Consider the following 23337-nt stretch of genomic DNA (forward strand, 5'->3'; position numbering starts at 1 on the left):
GCCGCCCCGGGGGCTCTCCCTCCATCCGGCCGCGGGATCAGCCGGCGACGGCGCCCGTCGCCCGGGTCCAGGCGACACCGGAGACGTGCCCGGTGCGATGGGCGGTCACCCTGACGGTGATCCTGGTCCCGCGCTGGGCCTTGGTGAGCGTGAACGCGGCACGGGTGGCCCCGCTGATCGCCCGCCCGTTCGCGTACCACTGATACGCGTACGAGGTGGGCGCCGGAGTCCACGTCCCCCGGTTCAGCGTGAGCGTCCGCCCGACCTTGACGGTGCCGGTGAGGGCCGGGGCCTTGGTCGCCTTGGGCGCGAGCCCGCTCGCGACGGTGTACCCGGCGGTGGTGTGGCTCCCGCTGAGGTGGCCGGTCCGGTGCGCCGTGACGGTCACGCTGAGCTTCTTGTTCCGGAGGGCGGCGACGGGCGTGTACGTGGCCCCTGTCGCCCCGGAGATCGCGACCCCGTCGCCCCGCCACTGGTACGCGTACGAGGTCGGTGACGGCGACCAGGTCCCGACGACGGCCGTGAGCTTGCTCCCGACGCGGGTGGCGCCGGTGAAGGTCGGGACCTTGGTGGGCTTGGGGGCGGCGCCCTTGACGAGCGCGGCGGTACTGACGGAGGTCAGCGTCGGATGCCCCGCCTTCCGGGCGATCACCGCCACGGACAGCTGCTTGCCCAGGACGGAGGAGGAGATCGGGTACGTGGCGGCCGTGGCCCCCGCGATCGCGACCCCGTTTGCCCGCCACTGGTACGAGAGCGAGTCCACCGGAAGCGACCACGAGCCTGGCTTCGCCGTTACCGTCGAGCCGACGACCAAGGATCCGGAGAAGGTGGCGGCGGCGGTGTTGCGGAGGGCCGCGACGACGGAGACGGCGTTGCTGTCCCGGGAGTACGAGTAGCGCGTGTACACCCTCGTCAGGAGCGGCCCGAGCGGTGCGTTCGTCAGGTCGACCGAGACCGTCATGCTCCGCCGGTCCGGGGCGACCGTGGTCGCGGTCGACAGGGCGCGGTAGTCCGAGCCCGACTGCATCAGGAACAGCTGGTCCTCGTCGTGCAGAGCGGTGCCGGTGACCTTCATCGTGATCTTGCCACGGCCGATGGTGGCAGGGCCGACGCTGCCGACGGTCCACTCCTCGGGCCCGCACAGGCTGGAGGCGCACCTGGCCTCGACACGCACCGCCGTCGTGGCCTGGGCCGGGGTCTCCGGTAGCCCGACCACCAGGGTGCTCGTCCGCGCCACCCGCTCGAAGTCCTCGGTCGGCAGACCGCACGTGTACGCGTAGCCGTCGGGGCCGAAGGTCTGGTTGCAGCCGTCCTTCAAAGGGGACGAGTGGTACAGCTTCGGCGTCGGCAGCTGCGCGGGCGTCCCCGTGGGCGAGAGCTTCAGGTCGAAGCTGTCGCGCGTCGCCGTCGGCAGCACCGCGCACAGCGCCGTCTTCTGCTCCGACAGCGTGCCGACCAGCGGCCCGAAGCCGTAGCTGACGTTCGGCACCGTGACGCACTCGGGCGCGGGGCCGGTGGCCGTGCCGATCAGCAGGGCGTCGAGGCGGTAGGCGGGCGCGGCGGTCTCGCCCTCCCGGACGACGACGAGAACCTGGTAGCGCTTGGAGCCCGTGACCGCGCAGCCGTTGGTGAAGTAGCCGCACAGGGCCACGCCGGTCGCGTCGTAGACGGCGAACCGCGCGGAGCTCCGCGCGTCCCGCGCGTTCAGGTGCAGGGTGTCCCGCTCGTCCGCCGTCGTCACCTGGTGGCAGAGGAAGGTCCCCGGCTTCGCCGGGACACCGCCGGTGGACGGTCCGCCGACGGCGACGGCCGGGGTGGTGACGCAGCCGCGTGCCGTGGTGGTGACGTCCCTGCGGGTGAGGGCGAACTCGGCCGGCTGGTCCTGGCCCTGGATCAGGACGGTGTGCGCGAGACCGGGCGTCAGCTCGCACGTGGTCCAGGTGCTGGAGTAGGTGCTGATCGAGCAGACCCTCTTGCCGCTCGTGTCGAGGACCCTGACTTCGGCGCCCGGGGTGCCCGAGATCTTCTGGATCTGCGTGAGCTCGCGCGCCGAATGACCCGTGGCCGGGATGGCCAGACAGTCGGCGAAGGTGCCGCCGCCGGTCCGCACGGCCATCCGCGTCGGGTTCGTGGTGAAGTCGCCTGCCTCGAAGGTCCGGCAGGCGCTCGGGGCGTCCGTGCGGTGGACGACGAGACGGTACGCGTCGGACGGGGCGTCCTCGTAGGCCTTGGATGCCAGCAGGCGGTACGGGGCGGTGCCGCCCAGCTCGCACGGGCCCATGATGAGGCTGTCGGAGCAGAAGGCCGTGCCGGTCGCGTCGAGGACGGTGAGATCGGCGGCACGGTCGGTCAGGACGGCGATGTGCGCGTCCTGAGGAACAGGCAGGTGGAGGCAGTCCACAGCACCGCGTGCGTCGAACGTCCCCCGGTAGGTCGCCGCGAGCGTGACATCGTCGGCGCAGCCCTCCGCAGAGGCGCGGTCGAGGATGCGTACGGACTTGTCGGTGACGAGGGTGTACGGGACGCCTGCGGTGAGCGTGCAGTTCTGGCCCTCGCGGCAGGCGGTGGTGCCGTTCGCGGCGAACACCGTGAGGTTTCCGGCATTGGTGTCCGGGCCGATTTCGGCCACGTCGTAGCGGCCGGTCGCCTTCGGGGTGAACGTCCTGCACCCAGTCCCCGGGGCGGCCTTGGCAGGGGCGGCGCCATAGGCGGTCACGGTCACGGGGGCGCAGCCCACCGGGTCCGACAGACGGCGGACCTTGATCGTGTACGGCGAGGCGGTGCCGTCGTCCGCGTCCGGCACGATGGCGAGGACCCGGTAGCCGTCGGTGCCTTCCGGCAGGACGCAGCCGTTGCTGTTGTCCTCGTTGTGGACGGGACAGATGCGCTTGCCGGTGCCGTCGGTGATCCAGGAGGCCGGTTCGTAGCCGCCGAGCTGGGCGTCGAGGGTGACCCGGTCACCTGCGGAGGCCGTGAAGGAGTGGCAGACGACGCCCGTCCGGCCGTGGCCCTTCCCGGTCGCCGGGACCGAGTCGTAGGCCGTGCCGGGGAGCGCCGGGCAGCCGGGGGCGGCCGTCAGCGGGACCATGGAGACGAGGTCCTGCGCGGTCGACCAACCGCTGTTGTAGAGCTTGAGCGTGTACGTCCCGGCGTCGAGCCTGCACCAGGTGTAGCGGTAGTACTGGTCCTCGCAGTCGACGTGGTTCTCACCCGAGTACAGCGCCGGGTTCACGGACTGACCGGCGACGAGCATCTGGTACAGACCCGGGTTCTCCGCGGTCAACGTGAAGCAGGCGGTGGCACCTCCCTCGACCGTGAAGGAACCGCTCGCGTCGGCACGAGCGCCGAGAGGAGTGAGCGCCAGGTCGGGACAGGGCGGGCCGGTCGGCGTGGGCTCCTCGGACGGCAGGGGCTCCTCGGACGGCGTGGGTACGGGCTCGTCGGTGGGCGTCGGGTCCTCGGACGGCGTGGGCACCGGATCGGTTGCCGCGGCAGCCGGCGGCGTGGGCGTCGCGGCCAGGGCCGTACCCGCTGGGACCGCGGACCCCAGCAAGGCCGTCAGTAGGGCAGGGACAAGCAGGAGCGCTCTCGTGGATCGTACGGATCCTGTGAATCGTCTGGATCTCAGGCGCGAGCGCGCAGAGTTGGGCATTCCGTTCCCCCCGGAGCGGCAGCGTGTGGCATATGCGCGACACACGATACGGCCCAGGTCCGCCACCGTCGCGCGACTATCTCCCCAGGTACCGCGCCTCCCGCCGCTCCACGAAGCTCGCCACCCCCTCCTTCGCGTCCCGCGTCGTCATGTTGATCTCCTGCGCCGCCGCCTCCGCCGCGAAGGCGGCCGCGCGGTCCGTGTCGAGGGACGCGTTCACCAGCTGCTTCGTCAGCGCGAGCGCCCGCGTCGGGCCCTGCGCCAGGCGCTCGGCCCACTCCCGGGCCGTCTTCTCCAAGGCCTCCGCCGGAACCACCCGGTTCACCAGCCCCAGCTCCCGCGCCTCCGCCGCCGACACCGCGTCCCCGAAGAACATCAGCTCCTTCGCCCGCTGCGGCCCGATCAGCCGCGGCAGCAGATACGCCCCGCCGCCGTCCGGGACGAGCCCCCGTCGTACGAACACCTCGATGAACCGGGCCGACTCGGACGCCAGGACCAGATCGCACGCGAACGCAAGGTGCGCCCCGATCCCCGCCGCCGTCCCGTTCACCGCCGCGATCACCGGCTTCTCGCAGTCCATGACCGCCCCGATGAACCGCTGCGCCCCGCGCCGGATCGTGCGCGCCACGTCCCCGGGGACGGTCTCCGCCACCGCCGGCGCGCCCCGCAGGTCCGCCCCCGCGCAGAAGCCCCGGCCCGTCGCCGTCACCACCACCGCCCGGACGTCCGGGTCCGCGGAGGCCTCGTCGAGCAGGGCCATGATGCGTTCCCGCTGGTCCCAGGTGACCGCGTTCATCGCCTCGGGGCGGTTGAGGGTGATCCACGAGACGCCGTTCTCGACGGCGTGCAGCACATCGGACATGAAGCCTGATCTCCTCAGCGGCAGACCGCGAGCGCGTCCAGGGCCACGGCCCCTTGCCCCCGCGGCAGCACCATCAGCGGGTTGATGTCGAGCTCGGCGAGGTCGCCGTCGAGTTCCAGGGCCATCCGCTGCACCCGCAGCACCACCTCGACGAGCGCGTCCACGTCGGCCGGCGGCGCGCCCCGTACCCCGTCGAGAAGGGCCCGGCCGCGGAGCTCGCCGAGCATCGAGCGCGCCTCGGACTCCCCGAACGGCGGGACCCGTACGGCCGTGTCGTTGAGGACCTCCACCAGGACCCCGCCGAGCCCGACCGTCACCGTCGGACCGAACAGGTCGTCGCGGGTCACGCCCACCACCATCTCGACGCCGCGCCCGACCATCTGGCAGACGAGGATCCCGTCGAGGTCGATCGACTCGAAGCGAGCGATGTCGGTGAGCTCGCGGTACGCGTCCCTGACCTGGCTCGCGGAGGTCAGCCCGACCTTCACCAGGCCCAGTTCGGTCTTGTGGGCGAGCTGCGCGCCCGAGGCCTTCATCACGACCGGGTAGCCGACGAGCCCGGCGGCCCGGACGGCCGCCGCCGCGCTGGTGACGAGCTGCTCGCGCGGCACCCGTATCCCGTACGCCCGCAGGAGCTGCTTCGCCGCGTGCTCGCTGAGCCGCCGGCCGGGCCGCATGAGGGCCTGGGCCTTGCGGAAGGAGGGGGAGGGGGTGCGGGGTGCCTCGTCGAAGGGGGAGCGGTAGGCGGTGGTGAAGCGGTGGTGGTCGAGATAGGCCTTCACGGCCCCGATGCAGTTGGCGAACGTACGGAAGGTGGCGACGCGCGAGGAGCCCAGCAGGGTCGTGCGGTACGCGTCCTCCGTACCGACCGGCGACCCCCACACCACGCACACCAGCTTGTCCGTCGCCTCGGCCGCGTCGACGAGGTCCTGGGCGAGCTTGTCGCTCATGGGAGGGAACGGCCCGGTGATCGGACAGATCAGCACGCCCACCGACGGGTCGGCGAGGATCGCGTCGATGATCTTCCGGCCGCGCCAGTCGCCGACCGGGTGGCCGCCGTTGTCGACCGGGTTGGCGACGCTCAGGTACTCCGGGATCCACTCGTGCAGTTCGTCCTGCTTGGCCTGCGGGAGGGTGGGCAGCCGGAGCCCCGCCGCGGTGGCCAGGTCGGCGAAGTGGGCACCCGTACCACCGGAGATGGAGTAGACGACGACGCCATCGGCCCGCGGGCGACGGGCGCGGGCGAGCAGGGTCGCGGTGTCCTGGAGCTGGTCGAGCCCGTCGACCCGGATCACCCCGAACTGGCGCATGGCCGCGTCGACGACCTGGTCGGCGCCCGTGAGCTTGCCGGTGTGGGAGGCGGCCGTACGGGCCCCGGTCTCGGTGCGGCCGACCTTCACGGCGACGACCGGGACGCCATGGCGGGCGGCCCGGTCGGCGGCGAGGAGGAAGGAGCGGCCGTCCTTGAGGCCCTCGACGTAACAGGCGATGGCGCCGACCTCGGGCCGTCCGGCGAAGTACGAGATGAAGTCGGAGGTCTCCAGGTCGGCCTCGTTGCCGGTGGGCGCCCAGTGGGAGAGGCGGACGCCGAGCTCCTGGAGGGTGAAGACGGGCCGCCCCTGGTGGCCGGACTGGGTGATGAGGGCGACGGCGGGGCCTTCGAGGTCCTCGCGGAAGCGCTCGAAGGCGTTGAGGTTGGTGTTGGGGCCGAGGAGACGGAGCCCGGAGCGGCGTACGGCTGCGGCGAGACGTTCCTGCGCGGCGGCCCCCGCCTCGCCGGTCTCGGCGAAGCCGGAGGCGAACGCGACCGCGAACTTCACCTTGGTCTCGGCGAGTTCCTCGATGACGGGGAGCGGGTCGGCGACGAGGAGGACGGCGAGGTCGACGGGTTCGGTGAGCGCGCCGACGGAGGGTACGCAGTCGATCCCGAACACGCTGGTACGGGTCGGGTGCACGGGCACCAGCCGGGCGCCGACCCGCTCGGCCCAGGCGAGCAGCTGCCGGGTGATCCCGGTGTTGGGCCGGCCCTCGGCGTCGGACGCGCCGACGACGGCGACGGACTCGGGCCGGAAGAAGCGGTCGAGGTCGGGCACGGCGGCGTGCAGGGGGCGCCCGCTGACGTCCTGGTCGCCGGGGGCGGCGGCGACTCCGTGCACGGTGGTGCGGGGCGACTCCCCGCAGGCGACCACGCGGGCGCGGAGATCGGTGGTGAAGGTGCCGTGAGTCGATCCAAGCATGTGTTCCGCCCGCCCTTCACCCATCCGTATACACCTGACGCTCAGTCAGATTACAGAACTGACGGCTAGTCAGGAATAGGTGTGAGGCGGCGCGGTTGCATGAGGCGCCGGATGGCCCGGCCGCGGTTACCGCGCGATCCGCCGCGCGATCTTCTCCGCGTCGATCGCCAGCTCCCGGAACATTCCGCTGATCGGGTTCGTGAACCCCGTGAAGTACAGCCCAGGCGCCTCGCGCGGGCAGCGCGCCCCGTGCACCACCGGGTGACCGCGCTCGTCGAGCACGTCCAGATGCCCGACGAGCGGCTCCAGGGCGCGCCGGTAGCCGGTCGCCGCGATCACCGCGTCCGGGGCGATCCGGGTGCCGTCCGCGAGGACCACCTCACCGCCCTCGAAGGCCTCCACGGCCGCGACGACCTCGACCTTCCCCGCCCGCACCGCGTCGATCAGTCCCACGTCCTGCACCGGGATCGCGCCCTCGCGCTGGCGCGTCGCGAGGCCCTTGTCGGGCCGGGGCAGCCCGTACTCCGAGAGGTCCGGCGTCCCGACCCGGGCCGCGAGGGCGCCCAGCCGGTCGACCAGGGCCGTCGGCAGGCGGCGGACGAGGATGCCCGAGCGCTGCGCCGGCCAGCCGGCGGTGGTGCGCTTCACGATGTGCGGCACGGTCCGCACCGCGAGCCGCACCCGGGCGGCCCCGCCGTCGGCGAGGTCGGCGGCGATCTCGGCGCCGGTGTTGCCGATGCCGACGACGAGGACGTCCTTCCCGGCGTACGGCTCCGGGTTGCGGTAGGAGCGGGCGTGGTCGAGGCGCCCCTCGTACGCGTCGCGACCGGGCCAGTCGGGCAGCCGCGGGGTGTGGTTGTAGCCGGTGGCCACGACGACCGCACGCCCGGTGAGCCGGCGTCCGCCGGTCGCGTGCAGGACCCAGTCGGCCCCGGCCCGCTCGACGCGGAAGACCTCGACGCCCGTCACGATCTCCAGCTCGTGCTTCTCCGCGTACTTCTCCAGGTAGCGCACCACGTCCGCGCGGGCGACCCAGCGCCCGAAGGAGCGGGGTATCGCGAGTCCGGGGAGGGCGGAGAGCCGCCGGGTGGTGTGCAGCCGCAGTCGGTCGTAGTGGGCGCGCCAGGAGGCGCCGACGGCGTCGGACTTCTCCAGGACGACGGCGCGGACGCCCCGCGCGCGCAGGGCGGCGGCGACCGCGAGCCCGCCGGGGCCCGCGCCGATGACGTACACGGGGTGGTCAGCCTGTGGAGAGAGTGCAAGGGGGGTGGTGGCCATGAATGCTGAGCGTAATGACGTGTACACGCTGTGGGTCTCGGTCAAGAGGGATTTCGGTTACGAATCGGTCACGCCGACCGCTCGCCCCGCTCGCCTCGACCGCTCGCTCCCCTCGCCGCGGCTCCTCGTTCCGCCCGCCCGCCCAGGTCGCTGGGCGCCCGCCTCTTGCGCGGGAGGCGGGGCTGCGCTGAACTGACGTACCGTCAGATCCAGTGGTGTCCCACGAGGGGGAGCGCGCATGCAGACCGTCTGGCTCACCGGCGCCGAATGGCTCGCCGTCCTCCGCATCGGCCTCGGCCTGTGGTGGCTGGAGAGCTGGCGCCACAAGGACAGGAAGGGCTGGTTCGAGCGCGGCACCGGCATAGCCTGGGCCGCCGACGTGGCGGGCAAGCACAAGTGGCCGCCGGTCAGGAAGGGCTTCGAGACGATCGTCGCACCGCGCCCCAAGCTCATGGCGTACGTCGTCGTCTACGCCGAACTGGCACTCGGGCTCGGCCTGGTGGTCGGCCTCCTGACCCCGATCGCCCTGATCGGCGGCCTCCTCCTGAACCTTCTCTACCTCGTCCTCATGATCCACGACTGGGCCGAGCAGGGGCAGAACGCGATGATGGCGCTCATCTCGCTCGTCGCGCTCCTCGCCATGTCCTGGCAGACCTGGTCCCTCGACCACGCGATCGGAATCTTCTGATGACGGCTGCCGACCCCGACATCGACACCTTCACCCGCCCGTACTGGGACGCCGCCGCGGAGGGACACCTCCTTCTGCGCCGCTGCGCGGCCTGCGACCGCGTCCACCACTACCCACGCGAGTTCTGCCCGCACTGCTGGAGCGAGGACGTGACCTGGGAACGCGCGAGCGGCCGCGCGACCCTCTACACCTGGTCGGTCGTCCACCGGAACGACCTTCCGCCCTTCGGCGAGCGCGTCCCGTACGTGGCGGCCGTCGTCGATCTCGCCGAGGGCCCGCGCATGATGACCGAGGTCGTCGACGTGGCGGAGGGCGACCTCCGGATCGGGATGGAGCTGGAGGTCGCCTTCCGGCCGGAAGGCGAGGTGACGGCCCCGGTCTTCACGAGAGCCGCCGCCGGCCGCCCGACGTAGGCGCGAGGCGCTCGGCGGTAGGGGCCGGGCGCCGGGCGGTGGGCCGACCCCGGTCAGACGGGGGAGACGTTCCTCCAGAGCTGGGTCGCGCTGCTCGGGTCGCAGGTGTACGACATCATGAACGGCGGCCCGGCGATCATGCACTGGCCGCTGTTCATGTTCTTGATGGTCATACCGGCGGACGTCTTGGTGTTGATCTTCCATGCCTGGGTGCTGGAGCCGTTGCACGCCTTGGCGGTGAAGCCCGGTGTCCCGCCCGGCTGAAGACAGTGGCCGGTCGCCTTGTTGATCAGCCGGAAGGTGCCGTTCGCGCCGGGCGAGTAGATCCAGGTGTAGGAGATCGTGCCGCTGTTGGGCGGGCCGCCGCACGGCGCGGTGTCGACCATGATGGCGTAGCCGGGATTGGACTCGGCCAGGCATTCGCCGTTGGAGACGCTCTCGACGGAGTACGTCCCCGAGGGCGCCGAGCCGCCGGTGGCCGGCGGGGGCGCGGGCTTGGTGGTCCGGGGCGGCTGCGTGGCCGGGGGACGGGTCGTGGTGCCGCCACCGTCGGGGGGCGTGGGGTCGGTCCCGCCGCCGGAGGGATCGGCCCCGCCGCCGGAACCACTGCCGGAGCCGCTCCCGCCGCCGCCGTCACCGCCCCCGGGCTGGGTGCCGGTGCCCACGGCACCACCGCCACCCCCACCATCACCGTCGGCGGGCGGCGGCGCAACCGGGGAGGTGGCCGGCGGCTTGGACGACGGCGGCTTGGAGCCGGGCGGGGTCTTGGCGGAAGGCGAGCCGGGGGTCGACGGCAGCTGCACGTTGGCCGGCTGCGAGGCCACGGAGGACGGCGACGAGGAGGGCCCGGGGCCCGCGCCGAGCTGACCGATCTGGTACGGGCCGAGGGCCACGGTCAGGGTGGTGCCGGTCGCGACGACGACGGGCACGGCGAACATGAAGAACCGGTTGCGCCGCTGCTCGCGCGGCCCGCGAGCAGCGGAACCGGTGACGGCGAGCGGATCGGGAGAGGCGGTGGCGGGCTCCTGCGAGCGGGCCTGTGGGGTGAGAGCGGCGGTGGCGACGTCCTCGGCGGGTTCGGCCCGCGCGAGCTCCGCCAGATGCTCGGCGGTGGGCGGCTCGGCGGCGAAGGCGGCCCGTTCGGCTATGCGTTCACCGACGGCGGAGGGCCAGAGGGAGCCCGAGGCGCGCTCTGAGGTGCGCTCGACGAGCTCGGCGGCCGTGGGCCGGTCGGCCGGGTCCTTGGCGAGGCAGGTGCGGATGAGGTCGGCGAGCTCGGGCTCGGTCTCGGTGAGCCGGCCGAACTCGGGCTCGGCGTGGACGACGCGGTAGAGCAGGTCGGGGCCGGAGCCGTCGCCGAAGGGAGGGCGGCCGTTCGCCGCGTAGAGGAGGAGGCTGCCGAGGGCGAAGACATCGGCGGCGCCGGTGAGTTGCCGGTCGGCGACGGCCTGCTCGGGGGCCATGTAGGCGGGGGTGCCGATGACCATGCCGGTCTTGGTGAGCCGGCTCTGGTCGGCGGCGCGGGCGACGCCGAAGTCGATGAGGGAGAGGCCGGAGGAGGTGAGCATGACGTTGGAGGGCTTGAGGTCGCGATGGACCATGTCGGCGCCGTGGACGACGCCGAGCCCGACGGCGGCACGGTGGAGGAGCCGCCAGAGGGCGGGGCCCGGGAGGGGGCCGCCGTGCAGGCGGATGGCCTCGTTGAGGGTGATGCCCGGGATGTACTCGGTGGCGAACCACGGGGGCTTGGCCGTGCGGTCGCTGGCGAGCAGCTTGGTGTTGGCACCGGCGGGGAGCCGGGCGAGGTTGTCGAGCTCGTGGCCGAAGTGGCTGAGGAAGTCGGCGTCTTCGGCGAGGACGGGGAGCACCCGCTTCACGGCGGCGAACTTCCCGGGCACGGCGCCGAGATAGACCCGCCCCATGCCGCCGGACCCGAGGACACCGAGCAGCCTGAAGGCGCCGATCTGCCGGGGATCACCCGGTTCCAGAGGCATGGCCCCGCTGCCGTCCAGACTGCCCAAATTAGAGTTGTTTTCCAGTTCCCCCTGCATGGGCCACACAGTAGCGGAGGGGGTTTGTGATCTGAATCGAAGCCAAGTGCTTGTTTCTGGACTGTAGTTGAACGGCGGGTGATGCGGTCGTGGGGGCGGGGTTCTGGGGGTGGGGGTTCCGCATAAGCCTCGGGTGCGGCCGCCCTCTTTCCGAGTGTGGCGGCCTCCGCCGCCGCGTCAAGGGCGCTCCCTGCGGTCGCGTCGCTGCGCGATGGGCTGCGCCCACCCTTGACCCGGCGGCGGAGGCCGCCTTTTCACACTCGGAGGGCGGCCGGGGGGCGTGGCCACGCGGGGCTTCGGGCAGTGGCCGGGCGTTGCGGGCGTCTGCCGGTGAGTGGGTGGGGGCTTGGTTTGTGGCGGGGCGGGGTGGGCGCAGTTCCGTGGGTTCTGGGTGCGCGGTCGTTGAATGGGGCGGCCCGGCTCGGCTTAGCGGCCGACCGCAGTCCTCGGGCTGGGCCTCAGGCCCCGCTGGTCTGTGTTGGTGGGTGGTGGGAGCTGGTGGCGTGAGTTTCTTGCACTTTCATCGCCCGATAAGGGCGATTCGCCCCGTATGGGGCTTATTCCGGGGGGTGTTACTCGGAGTAGTGCGCAGTTGTCCACGCCCCCACCCACCGGGAGTGACCAGCGGGGCCTGAAGCCCCACCCCAGCCGGCATTTCGACGCTGAGCCGGACCCCGACCGCCCCATTCAACAACCGCGCACCCCGAACCCACCGACGGAAGCCCACCGGCCCCCGCAACAAACCAAGCCCCCACCCACCGACCGGCACACGCAAGCCGACGCCGACTACTGCCCGAAGCCCGGCGTGGACCCGGCCCCCTGGACCGCCCTCCGAGAGTGTTTTCGCTCCTGGAGGTGGTGGGTCAAGGGTGGAGCGCAGCGGAATCGGCGAAGCCGACGCGACGAAGGAGCGCCCTTGACGCACCACCGGAAGGAGCGACTCTCGGAAAGAGGGCGGTCCCACCAGAAGCCCACTTGTCGGCCCACCCCAAGAACCCAAAGACCCGCACCCCCGCCCCCCCATCACACCCCAACCGCCCCGTCAATCCGCTCGCGGATCAAGTCGGCGTGACCGTTGTGACGCGCGTACTCCTCGATCATGTGGATGAGCACCCAGCGCAGCGAGACCGCTCCCCGCCACCCGTCATGTCCCTCGACGTCCAGGTGCGTGGCCTCGGCCACGAATGCCTCCGCGAAGGCGACCTCGGTCTCCCACGCCGCCCAGGACTCCGCGACGATCTCGGGTTCGGGTCCCGCGCCGTCGAAGTCGCCCTCGGGCGCTTCGACCGACGAGAAGCGCAGCTCGACGTCGTGTCCGGCGAGCACCGACCGGAACCATCGGCGTTCCACGTCGGCGAGGTGTCGTACGAGGCCCAGCAGGGACAGCGAGGAAGGCGGCACGGACCGCACGGCCAACTCTGCTCCCAGGCCGGAGCACTTCAGCTTCAGCGTGGCCCTCTGGGCGTCCAGCATGGCCACCAGCATGGTCTTCTCGTCGCCGGTGGCAGGGCCGCCGAACCGGTGCTCGCTCTCGGCGCCGGTGAACAGTTCGATCCGTCGGTCGGGAATCTTCATCCCCGCATCATGGTCCTCGGGCGACCGCTCCATAACCCCGGGACGAGGCCGACCGAGACGCCAACCCTCGGCCCAGACCGGCTACTTCATCAGCCCAGGCCGGCTACTTCCTCAGCCCAGACTGGCCGCTTCCTCAGCCCAGGCCAGCTACTTCCTCAGCCCAGACTGGCCGCTTCCTCAGCCCAGCGCACCCACGATATGAGGCGCGGCCTCCGCCAGTGACCGGAAGTGTCGATGGGCCTCAGGATGCGGTGCCTCGGTGTTGACCGTCCAGACCGTCATCCCGGCCGCAAGGCCCGAGCGGACGCCGGACGGCGCGTCCTCGATCACCAGGCAGTCCGCTGGATCCGCGCCCAGTTTCTCGGCCGCGAGCAGGTACGGCATCGGGGACGGCTTCCCTTCGGCCACCGACGCCGCGTCCACGATCAGCCCCGGCGCCGGAAGCCCGGTCCGCTCGAACCGCCCCCGCACCCGGTGCTCGTAGTTCGACGTGACGAGTGCCCATCGGTCCACCGGTAGGGAGTTCAGCAGCTCTGCGGCCCCGTCGAAGGCCGCGTACGAGCCCGTCCGGACGTCTTCGTCCTCCAGCGCGTGCAGCAGGGCGAGGCACTCGGCCGGGTCCCGCCCCGGGGCCACGGCCGCGAACGTCTCGACGGGTCGCGTCCGGAGCGCGACGGCGTACACCTCGTCCCCGTCGACCCCGTAGCGCGCGGCCCACTCGTGCCAGACGCGGCGCTGGTTGGCGACGGCGTCCATGAGGGTGCCGTCGACGTCGAAGAGAACGAACGTGCTGGTCATGCGCCCGATGCTAGGCGCCGGTCGTGCCGTCGACCAGCTCGCGCAGGATGTCCAGATGGCCGTTGTGCCGGGCCGTCTCCTCGACGAGGTGGTGGATGATCCAGCGGAGGTCGACGTGCCGGCCGTCGCGGATGGTTCGCTCGGCCCGGGTGTCCAGGTCGTTGCCGGCGACGAGTTCGCGGTAGCGGGCGCTCTGTTCGGCGTACTCGTCGAGCAGTTGAGGCAGGGGGAAGTCGACCGCGATGCGCATCTCGCGGTCGGGGTCCTCCTCGGTCCAGGGGCCCTTGTCGTCCTCGCCGAGGAAGACCACCTGGAACCAGTAGTACTCGACCCAGCGGAGGTGGTTGATCACTCCGCTCATGGTCATCAGGGGTGATCCCGGCAGAGGCGCCGAGCGGGCGTTCTCCGCGGAGACGCCCTCGCACTTGGCGCGGGCGGTGTCACGCGCGTAGTCGAGAAACGTGGTGAGCTGGGTGCGCTCGTCCCACGCGGACGGAGTGTCACTGAGTCTGGTCATCGCACGAAGCGTCCCCGATCACCGCGTTCCCTGTCGATGTGTTTATCGGGGCGCCCCCGGCAGCCCGGGAAGGACCCGCTTGGCGCCGAGCCGGACGGCGTACCGCTCCCGTGCCGCGAAGTCCGCCGTGCCCCACACCACCGGGTGCCCGACCTCCGCGCACAGGTGGAGGATCGCGTCGTCCCCGACGTGGACGCCGACATGAGCCCCGTACGCGTCGGCCGTGGCGTTGAAGAGGACCAGGTCCAGGGGCTGTGCGACCGGCACGTGGACCGTGGTCCCGGTGTCGCTCCACAGTTCGGAGGAGCGCAGCGCCGGAGGCGTCAGGCCGAAGTGCCTGAGCACCTCGTACGCGAACAGCTGACAGTTGGCGCCGGCCGCGAGCCCCGGCCGCGCGGCCACGGAGGCGGCGCCGGGGAAGCGCGAGCCGTCGTACCGGACGGTCCGGAAATCCGCCGGGAGAGCGGTGACGATCGACTCCATCGCCTGGTCCTTCGGCGCCGCTACCGCCGCTCCACCACACCCCGCACGTAGGCCGCCTGCCCCGCGTGCTGGAGGTCCTCCGCGATCACCGACACCAGGCGCACGCCGAGGGTGACCGGAGGGTCCCAGGCGGCGTCGACGACCCGGTCCAGGTCCGCGTTCGTCACCGACCGCACCAGGTCGAGGGTCCGCGCGTGCACCGCGTCGTAGTAGCCGGTCAGCAGGTCGGCCGGGGCCCGTACCTTGCCCACCTGGGCGCTCGTCTGGCCGTAGCCGGTCGCGCCCTTCCCGAAGGGCAGCCCGAAGCGGTCCCGCCAGCCGTCCGCCTCCCACAGCTGGTCCGTGCCGAAGGCGCCCGCGAGGTGATCGTCCTGGATCCGGGTGAGGTGCCAGACGAGCCAGGCGATCGAGTTGGCGTCCGGATCGACCCGGGCGGCGAGCTCGTCCTCGGTGAGGCCCTCGACGGCCTCGTGGACGGCCTCCTGGATCCGGCCGAACGAGTCGACCAGCAGACCGGCGCTGTTCATGGGGGACATGAGGGGCTCCTCTCGACGGCGGGCGAGCAGGGGTTACGGGCTCCGCTGAGCAGGGGGTTACGAGCTCCGCTCCGCCCGCCACCGCTCGACCGTCGCCTCGACGTCGAAGGGCTTGAGGTTCAGCGGCGGACCGGCCGGCGGGCGGAGCAGCGCCTCGGCGATCCTGGTGTTGATCTCGCCGAGGATCCGGCGGACCTGGCTCTCCGAGACGGCCGCGGCCACCGCCTCCTCCGCGTCCTCCGCGGCCTTGCGCAGGGCCAGCGACGGCGGGAGCACGGACGCGCCCTCGCGGTGCATCTTCCCCTTGATCCACCACAGCTCGTCGTAGGGGGCCGAGTCGTCGGGGAGCGGCTTCCCGAACCCCGACAGGCTGCTGAACTCGCCACGCTCCGACGCCTCGCGGATCTGCTTGTCCACGAACGACTCGAAGCTGACTCCGGGCGGTTTGCGTTCGGTCATGTGTCCAGACTACGTAAGCCCCGTGGCGCGGGTGTGGTCTTCGCCGTCTACTGCGAGACGCGATCTTCCGGCACGCTGTGCTGCGTTCCCTGTGGGTCAACGCGCGTCGACCCCTGTCCACAGGCCACCGACCCCCACGTACCGGAGGACGCATGCGTGCCCGGATCACCCCCCTCGGCACCCTGCTCGCGCTCGTCGCGGGCCTGCTCACCGCGCTCGTCACCACCACCCCCGCCCAGGCCGCGCCGCTCTTCAAGGCGCCCTTCCCCTGCGGCCAGACCTGGACGTACAGCCATCACTCGGCCGAGGTCCGCCAGGCCCTCGACTTCATCCGCTCCGACGGCGGTACGACCACCGGCACCGCGGTCCTGGCCTCGGCGTCCGGGACCGCTTACCGCTACTCCCAGCCGTCCGGCGCGGGCAACTACATCGTGGTCGACCACGGTGGCGGCTGGAAGACGTACTACTTCCACCTGAACGCGTACGCGGTGGCCAACGGCGCCGCCGTCTCCCAGGGCCAGCAGATCGGCACCACCGGCAGCACCGGCAACAGCTCCGGCGCCCACATCCACTACGAGCAGCTCTACAACGGCGTCGGCCAGTCGATCGTGATCAACGGCTCCTCGCTCGCGCCCTACCCCGGCTCGTACGGCTCCAAGTCCCTGACCAGTGACAACGGCTGCTCGGGCGGGGGAGGCGGGAAGTACTGGGTCGACACCTTCGCCAACGCCACCGGCTACGCCCAGCCCAACACCAACGCCGCCCAGGGCGTCCTGAACCAGGGCACGAACTACGTCTACTGCAAGGTCTGGGGCCAGGAGATCCGGGACGCCGCCGGGAACTACAACCACTGGTGGCTCAGGACCGACCTCGACACCGTGTACGCGGGGAAGAACGGGCGCGGGGCGTACGTCTCCGCCTACTACCTGTCCCGCTGGGGCAACGACGAGGCCCGCGACAACAACGGAGCCGTGATCCCGAACTGCTGAGCGCCGGGGAACGCCCCGAGGCCCTGAAGGCGCCCGGGAACGCCCCGAGGCCCTGAGGAGCCGGAAGAGCCCCGAAGACCCGGAAAGGGGCCCGAAGGGCAGGAGCCCCGCTCGTGCCCGAAGGCACGGAGCGGGGCTCCTTGGGTACTGCTCTAGTCGTGCGTGTTCGCCGACCCTGGCCCTTAGGCCGGGGAGACGTTCTCCGCCTGCGGGCCCTTCGGGCCCTGCGTGACGTCGAAGGTCACGAGCTGGTTCTCCTCGAGCGAACGGAAGCCGTTCGCGTTGATCGCGGAGTAGTGGACGAAGACATCCGGGCCGCCGCCGTCCTGGGCGATGAAGCCGAAGCCCTTTTCAGCGTTGAACCACTTCACGGTTCCGGTAGCCATGAGCCCTCCTATGGGCCAAAGGGTCGCCCTGCTCCAGAACCTGCAAACAAGTCTGAAAACTACAAAAGCCTGCGGGTCACATGCTCCGCAGGCTCTGTACTGCAAGGGAAACCAAACTGCAACTTGCGTTGAGCGTAGCACGCAGGTCGCCCAGGACGGTAGAGGGAAAGATCACGTCACTCGCATGTTTGATCTCGCTCCGGGTGCTGACGCGCCTGCCCCGGCGATGCCCACGGTACGAGACGGGTCTAGCCTCACGATGTGGACAATGCAACCGACGACCAGCAGCGCAGCCGGCCCCGCGTCGGGCACATCCAGTTCCTGAACTGCCTCCCCCTCTACTGGGGCCTGGCCAAGACCGGAACGCTCCTCGACCTCGAGCTGACCAAGGACACCCCCGAGAAGCTCAGTGAGCGGCTCGTCCGGGGCGATCTGGACATCGGCCCCATCACCCTCGTCGAGTACCTCCGCAACGCGTCGGACCTGGTCGCGCTCCCCGACATCGCCGTCGGCTGCGACGGGCCGGTCATGTCCTGCGTGATCGTCTCGCAGCGGCCCCTGGAGGAGCTGGACGGGGCGCGCGTCGCGCTCGGCTCCACGTCCCGTACCTCCGTACGCCTCGCCCAGCTGCTGCTCGCCGAGCGGTACGGGGTGGCGCCCGACTACTACACCTGCCCCCCTGACCTGGGGCTGATGATGCAGGAGGCCGAGGCGGCCGTCCTCATCGGCGACGCCGCGCTCCGCGCCTCGCTGCACGACGCGCCCCGGCTCGGCCTCCAGGTCCATGACCTCGGCCTCATGTGGAAGGACTGGACGGGCCTCCCGTTCGTCTTCGCCGTGTGGGCGGCGCGCAAGGACTTCCTGGCGCGCGAGCCGGAGACCGTCCACGAGGTGCACCAGGCGTTCCTCGCCTCCCGGGACCTCTCCCTCGAGGAGGTCGCCAAGGTCGCCGAGCAGGCCGCCCGCTGGGAGACCTTCGACGCCGAACTCCTGGAGCGGTACTTCCGTACGCTCGACTTCCGCTTCGGCCCCGAGCAGCTCGCCGGAGTCCGTGAGTTCGCCCGCCGCACGGGCCCCACGACCGGCTTCCCCGCGGACGTCACCGTGGAACTGCTCCGGCCCGCGCGGGATTAGCGGGGCGCGCGCGTTCCGGGTTCCCGATTCGGCTTCCCGGCGCCCCTCCGGTCGGCCTTCCGCCGGTCTCCGGCGGATCTCCGTCTGATCTCCCGTCGATCTCCGGCGGATCTCCGTCTGATCTCCCGCCGGTCTCCGGCCGGTCTCCCGTCGGCTTCTCCGAATTCGCCGTCGCGTCTCCGTTCGGCAATTCACCCCTTTATCCATGTCCGGACCGTCCCTATTACCGCCCCGCCCGCGCGCGCGACCCGACGGAAGCCGTGAGGAGCGCTGGCGTAGGCTGGTTCGGTCGACAGAACCCCTCCGAAAGGGACACACCCGGTGACCGAGAAGGCCGAACTCCAGTCTGTTCTCGACCGCGCCGCCGCGGGTGGCCGGATCACCCCCGAGGAGGCGCTCGACCTCTACCGCTCGGCGCCCCTGCACGCCCTCGGCTCCGCCGCCGACGCCGTGCGCCGCCGCCGGTACGCGGGGACCGAGCACATCGCGACGTACATCATCGAGCGGAACATCAACTACACGAACGTCTGCGTGACGGCGTGCAAGTTCTGCGCCTTCTACGCCGCCCCCAAGGACACGAAGAAGGGGTGGAGCCGCGACCTCGACGACATCCTGCGCCGCTGCGCGGAGACCGTGGAGCTCGGCGGCACCCAGATCATGTTCCAGGGCGGCCACCACCCGGACTACGGCGTCGAGTATTACGAGAAGCACTTCGCCGCCATCAAGGCCGAGTTCCCGCAGCTGGTCATCCACTCCCTCGGCGCGTCCGAGGTCGAGCACATGGCCCGGATCAGCGGGGTCTCCGTCGAGGAGGCCATCACCCGCATCCACGCGGCGGGCCTCGACTCCTTCGCGGGCGCCGGCGCCGAGCTCCTGCCGGAGCGGCCGCGCAAGGCCATCGCCCCGCTCAAGGAGAGCGGCGAGCGCTGGCTGGAGATCATGGAGATCGCGCACGGCCTCGGGGTGGAGTCGACGTCCACCATGCTGATGGGTACCGGCGAGACCAACGCCGAGCGGATCGAGCACCTGCGGATGATCCGTGACGTGCAGGACCGTACGGGCGGCTTCCGGGCCTTCATCCCGTACACGTACCAGCCCGAGAACAACCACCTGAAGGGCCGCACGCAGGCCACGCTCCTCGAGTACCTGCGCATGATCGCCATCGGCCGGCTGTTCCTCGACAACGTCGCCCACATCCAGGGCTCGTGGCTCACCACGGGCAAGGAGATCGGCCAGCTCACCCTGCACTACGGCGCGGACGACCTCGGCTCGATCATGCTGGAGGAGAACGTCGTCTCCTCGGCCGGCGCCAAGCACCGCTCCAACCTGCGCGAGATGATCGACATGATCCGTACGGCGGACCGCGTCCCGGCGCAGCGCACCACGACGTACGAGCACATCGTCGTCCACGACGACCCGGCGAACGACCCGGTCGACGAGCGCGTCGCCTCCCACATCTCGTCCACGGCGATCGAGGGCGGCACGGCGCACCCCGAGCTGAAGCTCCTCGACGCCAACTGACGCGCCCGTGCTGACCATCCACGTCGCCGAGGCGACGCCCGAGACCGCGGTCCTCGTCGACGGCGACCGTGTCGCCGCCGTCGGCCCGTTCGACGACCTGGCCGCCGTCCGCCCCGAGGCCCGGGTGCGGCGGTGGCCCGGCATCCTCACTCCCGGCCTCCTCAACCCGTTCGGCCCCGAGCTGCTCGAAGGCATGTACCACCCGGATCCCCGGGAGGCCGAGGGGTTCGGCACCGAACCGATCACCGGCGAGCGGGCGCAGCGGATCTTCCGGGCCGACCCGTCCCGCCGGGGCGCCTCCGCGCGCCGCGGCGTGCAGCGGCTCCTCGCCCACGGGACGGTCGCCGTCGCCGGCGAACTGCGCGACCGGGCCGCCGTGGACGCCGTACGCCGGGCCGGTCTCGCGGTCGGCCGCCGCCCGGAGAAGCTCCCGGGCGGGCCGTCGTTCTCCCCGGTGCCGCTGGTGCTCCTGCCGTCCCTGGCGCCGGGATCCCCGGCCCGCTTCGCCGTCTTCGACGTCCCGGACCGGGCCTCCCTGGCCCGCCTCGGCGCGGCCACCTGCGTCGCCACCGTCATCGGCGGCAAACTGGTGTACCGGGCCCGCTGAGCGCGCCCTGCCGGTCGGGCCGGGAGCGGCCCTGAGACAATGGTCGCGCCCGCCCGTACCCCGATTCTGCGAGGCCGAACGCCAGTGACCCGCGCCACCCTGGACAAGCAGCCGCACGAAGTCGCCTCGATGTTCGACGACGTGGCGGCGAACTACGACCTCACGAACGACGTGCTCTCCCTGGGCCAGGACCGGCGCTGGCGCAAGGAGGTCGCGAAGGCGGTCGACGCGCGCCCCGCGCAGAAGGTCCTGGACCTGGCCGCCGGTACGGCGACCTCCTCTCAGCCCTTCGCCCGCGCGGGTGCGTACGTCGTGCCCTGCGACTTCTCGCTCGGGATGCTCCGGGTCGGCAAGAAGAACCATCCGTGGATGCCGTTCACGGCCGGCGACGGCACGAAGCTGCCGTTCCGCGACGACGTGTTCGACGCGGTCACCATCTCCTTCGGGCTGCGGAACATCCAGGACACCGAGCAGGCGCTGCGCGAGATGTACCGCGTGACGAAGCCCGGCGGCCGGGTCGTCATCAGCGAGTTCTCGCACGCCACCTGGGCGCCGTTCCGCACGGTGTACGAGGAGTACCTGATGCGCGCGCTGCCGCCGGTGGCCCGTGCGGTCTCCTCGAACCCGGACGCGTACGTGTATCTGGCCGAGTCCATCCGCTCCTGGCCGGACCAGCCGACCCTGGCGGGCATGCTCCAGAAGGCCGGCTGGTCGCAGGTGGCGTGGCGGAACCTGACCGGTGGGATCGTCGCCCTCCACCGGGGGTTCAAGGCCTGAGGGGTGTCCCGGCGGCTACTTGGCGTACATGCCGTAGCCGCTGATCCCCGCGTACACGGCGTCGGCCACGTGCCGGTGGACGTACGTGCCGTTCACGCGGTCCGTCGGCGGGGTGTGCGTCGTGCCGCCCGTCATCAGCGTCGCCGAGCCGCCGCCGTCCAGGTTGAGCGCGTCGATGAGGCCGAGCTCCTCGGAGTCCAGGAGCTTGGCGAACGTGCCCAGGGTCGCGCCGTCCTCGTGCGTGGTGGTGTTGTTCGGCTGGACCTGCCCGGTCAGCGTGACGAGCACCGGACGGCCGTGGACGTTGGTGCCGAGGGCCACCCGTGAGTCTGTGCAGTTCTCGGTGCCGGGATCCTTGCCCGGGCCCGACTGGTTGCAGGTGTCGGGGAGTTCGAGCGGGATGTCGCCGTCGCGGAGGACCTGGTGGAAGGAGCTGACGACGTCGACCGACAGGTCCAGGGGGATCTCCCGTTCGAGCCGCGTGTCGGTGAGCTTCTGGTCGACCGTCACCTTGGTGCCGGGGAGGGCGTGGGCGCGCAGCCACGCGGCGCCCGTGCCGACCCCCTGGAGGATGCGGCCGCCGGCCGGCACCTTGACCTGATCGGCGGGGGTCGTACCGCCGCGGCTCGCGCGGGCGGCCGTCACCTTGCCCGTGGAGTCGAGGACGACCTCGAAGCCGGGGTCGTCGTCGGTGGTGACCGTCTTGTCGAGATCGGGCTTCGGCACCGGGAACCTGTAGTCGTCGGTGAACAGGACGATCTCGTCGGGGTCGGTGTAGACGCCCTTCTCCCCGGTGATCGACTCGGGGACGAGCCGGTCGTCGGTGTCGCGGGCGCAGCCGCGGGCGCGGCCCGGGTCCCGGTTGATGTCGTCGAATCGCGTGGTGGCCCCGTCGGCCGCGGTGAGGTCGAGCTTGGTGCGGAGCGTGGTGATGTACGGGACGCCGTACTGGATCACGGCGCCCGAGGTGCCCTTGTCGTCCGGTCGCCGGCAGCTGGAGCTGTGCAGGACGCCGTCGGTGACCGAGACGCCCATGTGCTGGAGGGTGGTGGGCAGGGTGTCGGCGGGCTCGGTGTGGGCGGGCACGACGTGGTCGTCGTGCTTCTTCTCCGACTTGAACAGGCCGCCGTTCACACCGGCCACGGGGTGCCGGGCCGCGGTGCCGGCCCCGGCGAGCTGCTCGGCGAGCGTCTCGGCCACGCCGTCGCCCGCGCCGATGGTGCTCTCCAGGCTGACGGGGGCGGAGGTCGGGTCGATCTCGACGATCTGGAGGATGCGGGGTCTGGTGCGGTTGTCGAGGTTCTTCTCGGTCCATGTGGTGCGGGTGACGCCGGGGACGCTCAGGTCGGTCTCCGCGTTCAGTTCCCAGTTCAGGGCGAGCAGGCTCGGAGGCTTCACCGCGGTGGGGGCGGCGGCGGCCGAGGTGGTCAGGGCGAGGGCCGCGGTGAGCGCGGCGGCGGCGGCGAGAGCCGGGCGCAGGGGCGTGGTCACTGGCACTCCGAGGTTCCGTTGACGAGTTCGTGGGAGCGGAAGGCGCCCGCGAGGGAGAGGGGGACGGTGATGTTGTCGCCGCGGAGGACGACGTACGCGCCGTACGTCCGGGTGCCTTCGGTCCAGGTGCCGGTGTAGTCGGGCCTGGGGTAGAAGCACAGGTGCTTGCCGGTCCGGTTCCAGACGGACTGGGGGGCGGTCTCGGCGCCGTAGCTGTTGCCGAGGTTCTGGGTGGCGGGGTCGACGGCCGGGACGTGGACGGTCATCGCGCCGCGTCCGTTGCGCTCGGCGAAGGTGCAGACCTGGCCGTTCTCGCAGCGCTCGTAGCCGGTGAAGCACAGGGCGCGGGTGGGCACGAGCTTGTACGAGGCGACGACCCAGCGGGTGCCGCCGGTGACGTACTCGTCGTCGTTGCCCGGCTTGACGGTCTGGAGGGAGCCGCCGTACCGGCTCTTGGTGTAGACGCAGGCCCACATGCGGGTGTTGTTCTGCACGGACAGGGCGGTGCCGGGGTACTGCTCGTCCTTGCCGCCCTCGGCGACGTCCAGGCGGGTGCCGGTGCCGCCGGAGCCGTCGTAGAGGCAGAACACGCCCTGGGCGCAGTCCTCGAAGGGGTCGGGGTCGGCGTTCGCGGGCAGGACGAGGAACGCCGAGCAGATGAGGGCGAGGACGGCTGTGATCAGCGAGCCCCGCCGTAGATCGGTCTTACGCATGGTGGTCACGATCGGTGATCATGACACCTTCGTACGGATGTACGAATTCCGGTTCGATTCCGTCTCGCTGGGCGGTCCTCCGCGCGGTCCCTTCGGGTGGCCCTCCGGACGGTCCGCGAGCCGCCCCCATAGACTGCCCCGGTACGCCCGTACCGCCCCCTACCGTCGAG

General features: G+C 71.6%; 21 protein-coding genes. 7 read left to right on the forward strand and 14 right to left on the reverse strand.

The annotated features are described in order from the left end of the window. Nucleotides 1-37: 37 nt before the first annotated feature. From ACIP84_RS30200 to ACIP84_RS30215, 4 genes are all read right to left on the reverse strand, one after another. Entirely contained in the window at nucleotides 38-3475 is a 3438-nt protein-coding gene (locus tag ACIP84_RS30200; protein ID WP_401802062.1) for a hypothetical protein, read from the reverse strand. Between the two features lie 253 nt (nucleotides 3476-3728). Further along, a complete protein-coding gene (locus ACIP84_RS30205; protein WP_401802065.1) occupies nucleotides 3729-4514 on the reverse strand; it encodes an enoyl-CoA hydratase/isomerase family protein in 786 nt (261 codons plus the stop codon). Nucleotides 4515-4528: 14 nt separating this feature from the next. After that, a complete protein-coding gene (locus ACIP84_RS30210) occupies nucleotides 4529-6751 on the reverse strand; it encodes an acetate--CoA ligase family protein (protein ID WP_401802067.1) in 2223 nt (740 codons plus the stop codon). Nucleotides 6752-6877: 126 nt separating this feature from the next. Next, on the reverse strand, nucleotides 6878-8029 hold the full coding sequence (locus tag ACIP84_RS30215) for a flavin-containing monooxygenase (RefSeq protein WP_401802069.1): 1152 nt from the start codon (nucleotides 8027-8029) through the stop codon (nucleotides 6878-6880). Nucleotides 8030-8267: 238 nt separating this feature from the next. On the opposite strand from ACIP84_RS30215, the gene ACIP84_RS30220 reads away from it, so the two are divergent. Further along, entirely contained in the window at nucleotides 8268-8717 is a 450-nt protein-coding gene (locus tag ACIP84_RS30220; RefSeq protein ID WP_355965946.1) for a DoxX family membrane protein, read from the forward strand. Continuing rightward, the gene (locus ACIP84_RS30225) at nucleotides 8717-9130 is read left to right on the forward strand and encodes a Zn-ribbon domain-containing OB-fold protein (protein WP_401802071.1); all 414 of its coding nucleotides are present in this window, start codon (nucleotides 8717-8719) and stop codon (nucleotides 9128-9130) included. Before ACIP84_RS30220 ends, ACIP84_RS30225 begins: the two co-directional genes overlap by 1 nt. Before the next feature lie 53 nt (nucleotides 9131-9183). On the opposite strand, the gene ACIP84_RS30230 is transcribed toward ACIP84_RS30225, so the two are convergent. The 7 genes from ACIP84_RS30230 to ACIP84_RS30260 all read right to left on the reverse strand — a co-directional run bounded on the left by ACIP84_RS30230 (nucleotide 9184) and on the right by ACIP84_RS30260 (nucleotide 15549). Further along, complete coding sequence (locus tag ACIP84_RS30230) at nucleotides 9184-11124, reverse strand: protein kinase (protein WP_401802074.1); 1941 nt, start codon at nucleotides 11122-11124, stop codon at nucleotides 9184-9186. A 1080-nt stretch (nucleotides 11125-12204) separates the two neighbouring features. Next, on the reverse strand, nucleotides 12205-12756 hold the full coding sequence (locus ACIP84_RS30235; protein WP_401802076.1) for a DinB family protein: 552 nt from the start codon (nucleotides 12754-12756) through the stop codon (nucleotides 12205-12207). 177 nt (nucleotides 12757-12933) lie between these two features. Continuing rightward, on the reverse strand, nucleotides 12934-13554 hold the full coding sequence (locus tag ACIP84_RS30240; protein ID WP_401802077.1) for an HAD family hydrolase: 621 nt from the start codon (nucleotides 13552-13554) through the stop codon (nucleotides 12934-12936). A gap of 10 nt (nucleotides 13555-13564) precedes the next feature. Then, on the reverse strand, nucleotides 13565-14071 hold the full coding sequence (locus ACIP84_RS30245) for a DinB family protein (protein ID WP_355968105.1): 507 nt from the start codon (nucleotides 14069-14071) through the stop codon (nucleotides 13565-13567). Between the two features lie 42 nt (nucleotides 14072-14113). Further along, the gene (locus ACIP84_RS30250) at nucleotides 14114-14554 is read right to left on the reverse strand and encodes a hydrolase (protein WP_401802079.1); all 441 of its coding nucleotides are present in this window, start codon (nucleotides 14552-14554) and stop codon (nucleotides 14114-14116) included. Between the two features lie 20 nt (nucleotides 14555-14574). Next, nucleotides 14575-15081, reverse strand: a complete 507-nt coding sequence (locus ACIP84_RS30255; protein WP_355968182.1) for a DinB family protein — start codon at nucleotides 15079-15081, stop codon at nucleotides 14575-14577. Between the two features lie 66 nt (nucleotides 15082-15147). Further along, entirely contained in the window at nucleotides 15148-15549 is a 402-nt protein-coding gene (locus ACIP84_RS30260; protein WP_319310837.1) for a DUF1992 domain-containing protein, read from the reverse strand. A gap of 152 nt (nucleotides 15550-15701) precedes the next feature. Here ACIP84_RS30260 and ACIP84_RS30265 point away from each other — a divergent pair, with 152 nt between their 5' ends. Next, a complete protein-coding gene (locus ACIP84_RS30265; RefSeq protein ID WP_401802082.1) occupies nucleotides 15702-16538 on the forward strand; it encodes a M23 family metallopeptidase in 837 nt (278 codons plus the stop codon). 182 nt (nucleotides 16539-16720) lie between these two features. On the opposite strand, the gene ACIP84_RS30270 is transcribed toward ACIP84_RS30265, so the two are convergent. Then, nucleotides 16721-16924 (reverse strand): cold-shock protein, encoded by a 204-nt coding sequence (locus tag ACIP84_RS30270; protein ID WP_015035453.1) that lies wholly within the window; start codon nucleotides 16922-16924, stop codon nucleotides 16721-16723. A 261-nt stretch (nucleotides 16925-17185) separates the two neighbouring features. Here ACIP84_RS30270 and ACIP84_RS30275 point away from each other — a divergent pair, with 261 nt between their 5' ends. The 4 genes from ACIP84_RS30275 to ACIP84_RS30290 all read left to right on the forward strand — a co-directional run bounded on the left by ACIP84_RS30275 (nucleotide 17186) and on the right by ACIP84_RS30290 (nucleotide 20963). After that, a complete protein-coding gene (locus tag ACIP84_RS30275) occupies nucleotides 17186-18058 on the forward strand; it encodes a menaquinone biosynthetic enzyme MqnA/MqnD family protein (protein WP_401802085.1) in 873 nt (290 codons plus the stop codon). A 321-nt stretch (nucleotides 18059-18379) separates the two neighbouring features. Next, a complete protein-coding gene (gene mqnC / locus ACIP84_RS30280) occupies nucleotides 18380-19579 on the forward strand; it encodes a cyclic dehypoxanthinyl futalosine synthase (protein ID WP_187623262.1) in 1200 nt (399 codons plus the stop codon). 7 nt (nucleotides 19580-19586) lie between these two features. Continuing rightward, nucleotides 19587-20186 (forward strand): imidazolonepropionase-like domain-containing protein, encoded by a 600-nt coding sequence (locus ACIP84_RS30285; protein WP_401802087.1) that lies wholly within the window; start codon nucleotides 19587-19589, stop codon nucleotides 20184-20186. 84 nt (nucleotides 20187-20270) lie between these two features. After that, complete coding sequence (locus ACIP84_RS30290) at nucleotides 20271-20963, forward strand: demethylmenaquinone methyltransferase (RefSeq protein WP_187623264.1); 693 nt, start codon at nucleotides 20271-20273, stop codon at nucleotides 20961-20963. A 15-nt stretch (nucleotides 20964-20978) separates the two neighbouring features. Here the strand turns inward: ACIP84_RS30290 and ACIP84_RS30295 are convergent, their stop codons facing one another. Next, nucleotides 20979-22454 (reverse strand): phosphodiester glycosidase family protein, encoded by a 1476-nt coding sequence (locus ACIP84_RS30295; RefSeq protein WP_401802090.1) that lies wholly within the window; start codon nucleotides 22452-22454, stop codon nucleotides 20979-20981. Continuing rightward, complete coding sequence (locus ACIP84_RS30300; RefSeq protein ID WP_355968185.1) at nucleotides 22451-23167, reverse strand: peptidase inhibitor family I36 protein; 717 nt, start codon at nucleotides 23165-23167, stop codon at nucleotides 22451-22453. Before ACIP84_RS30300 ends, ACIP84_RS30295 begins: the two co-directional genes overlap by 4 nt. Nucleotides 23168-23337 lie beyond the last annotated feature (170 nt).

The organism is Streptomyces sp. NPDC088707 (genome assembly GCF_044752725.1).
GTDB lineage: Bacteria > Actinomycetota > Actinomycetes > Streptomycetales > Streptomycetaceae > Streptomyces.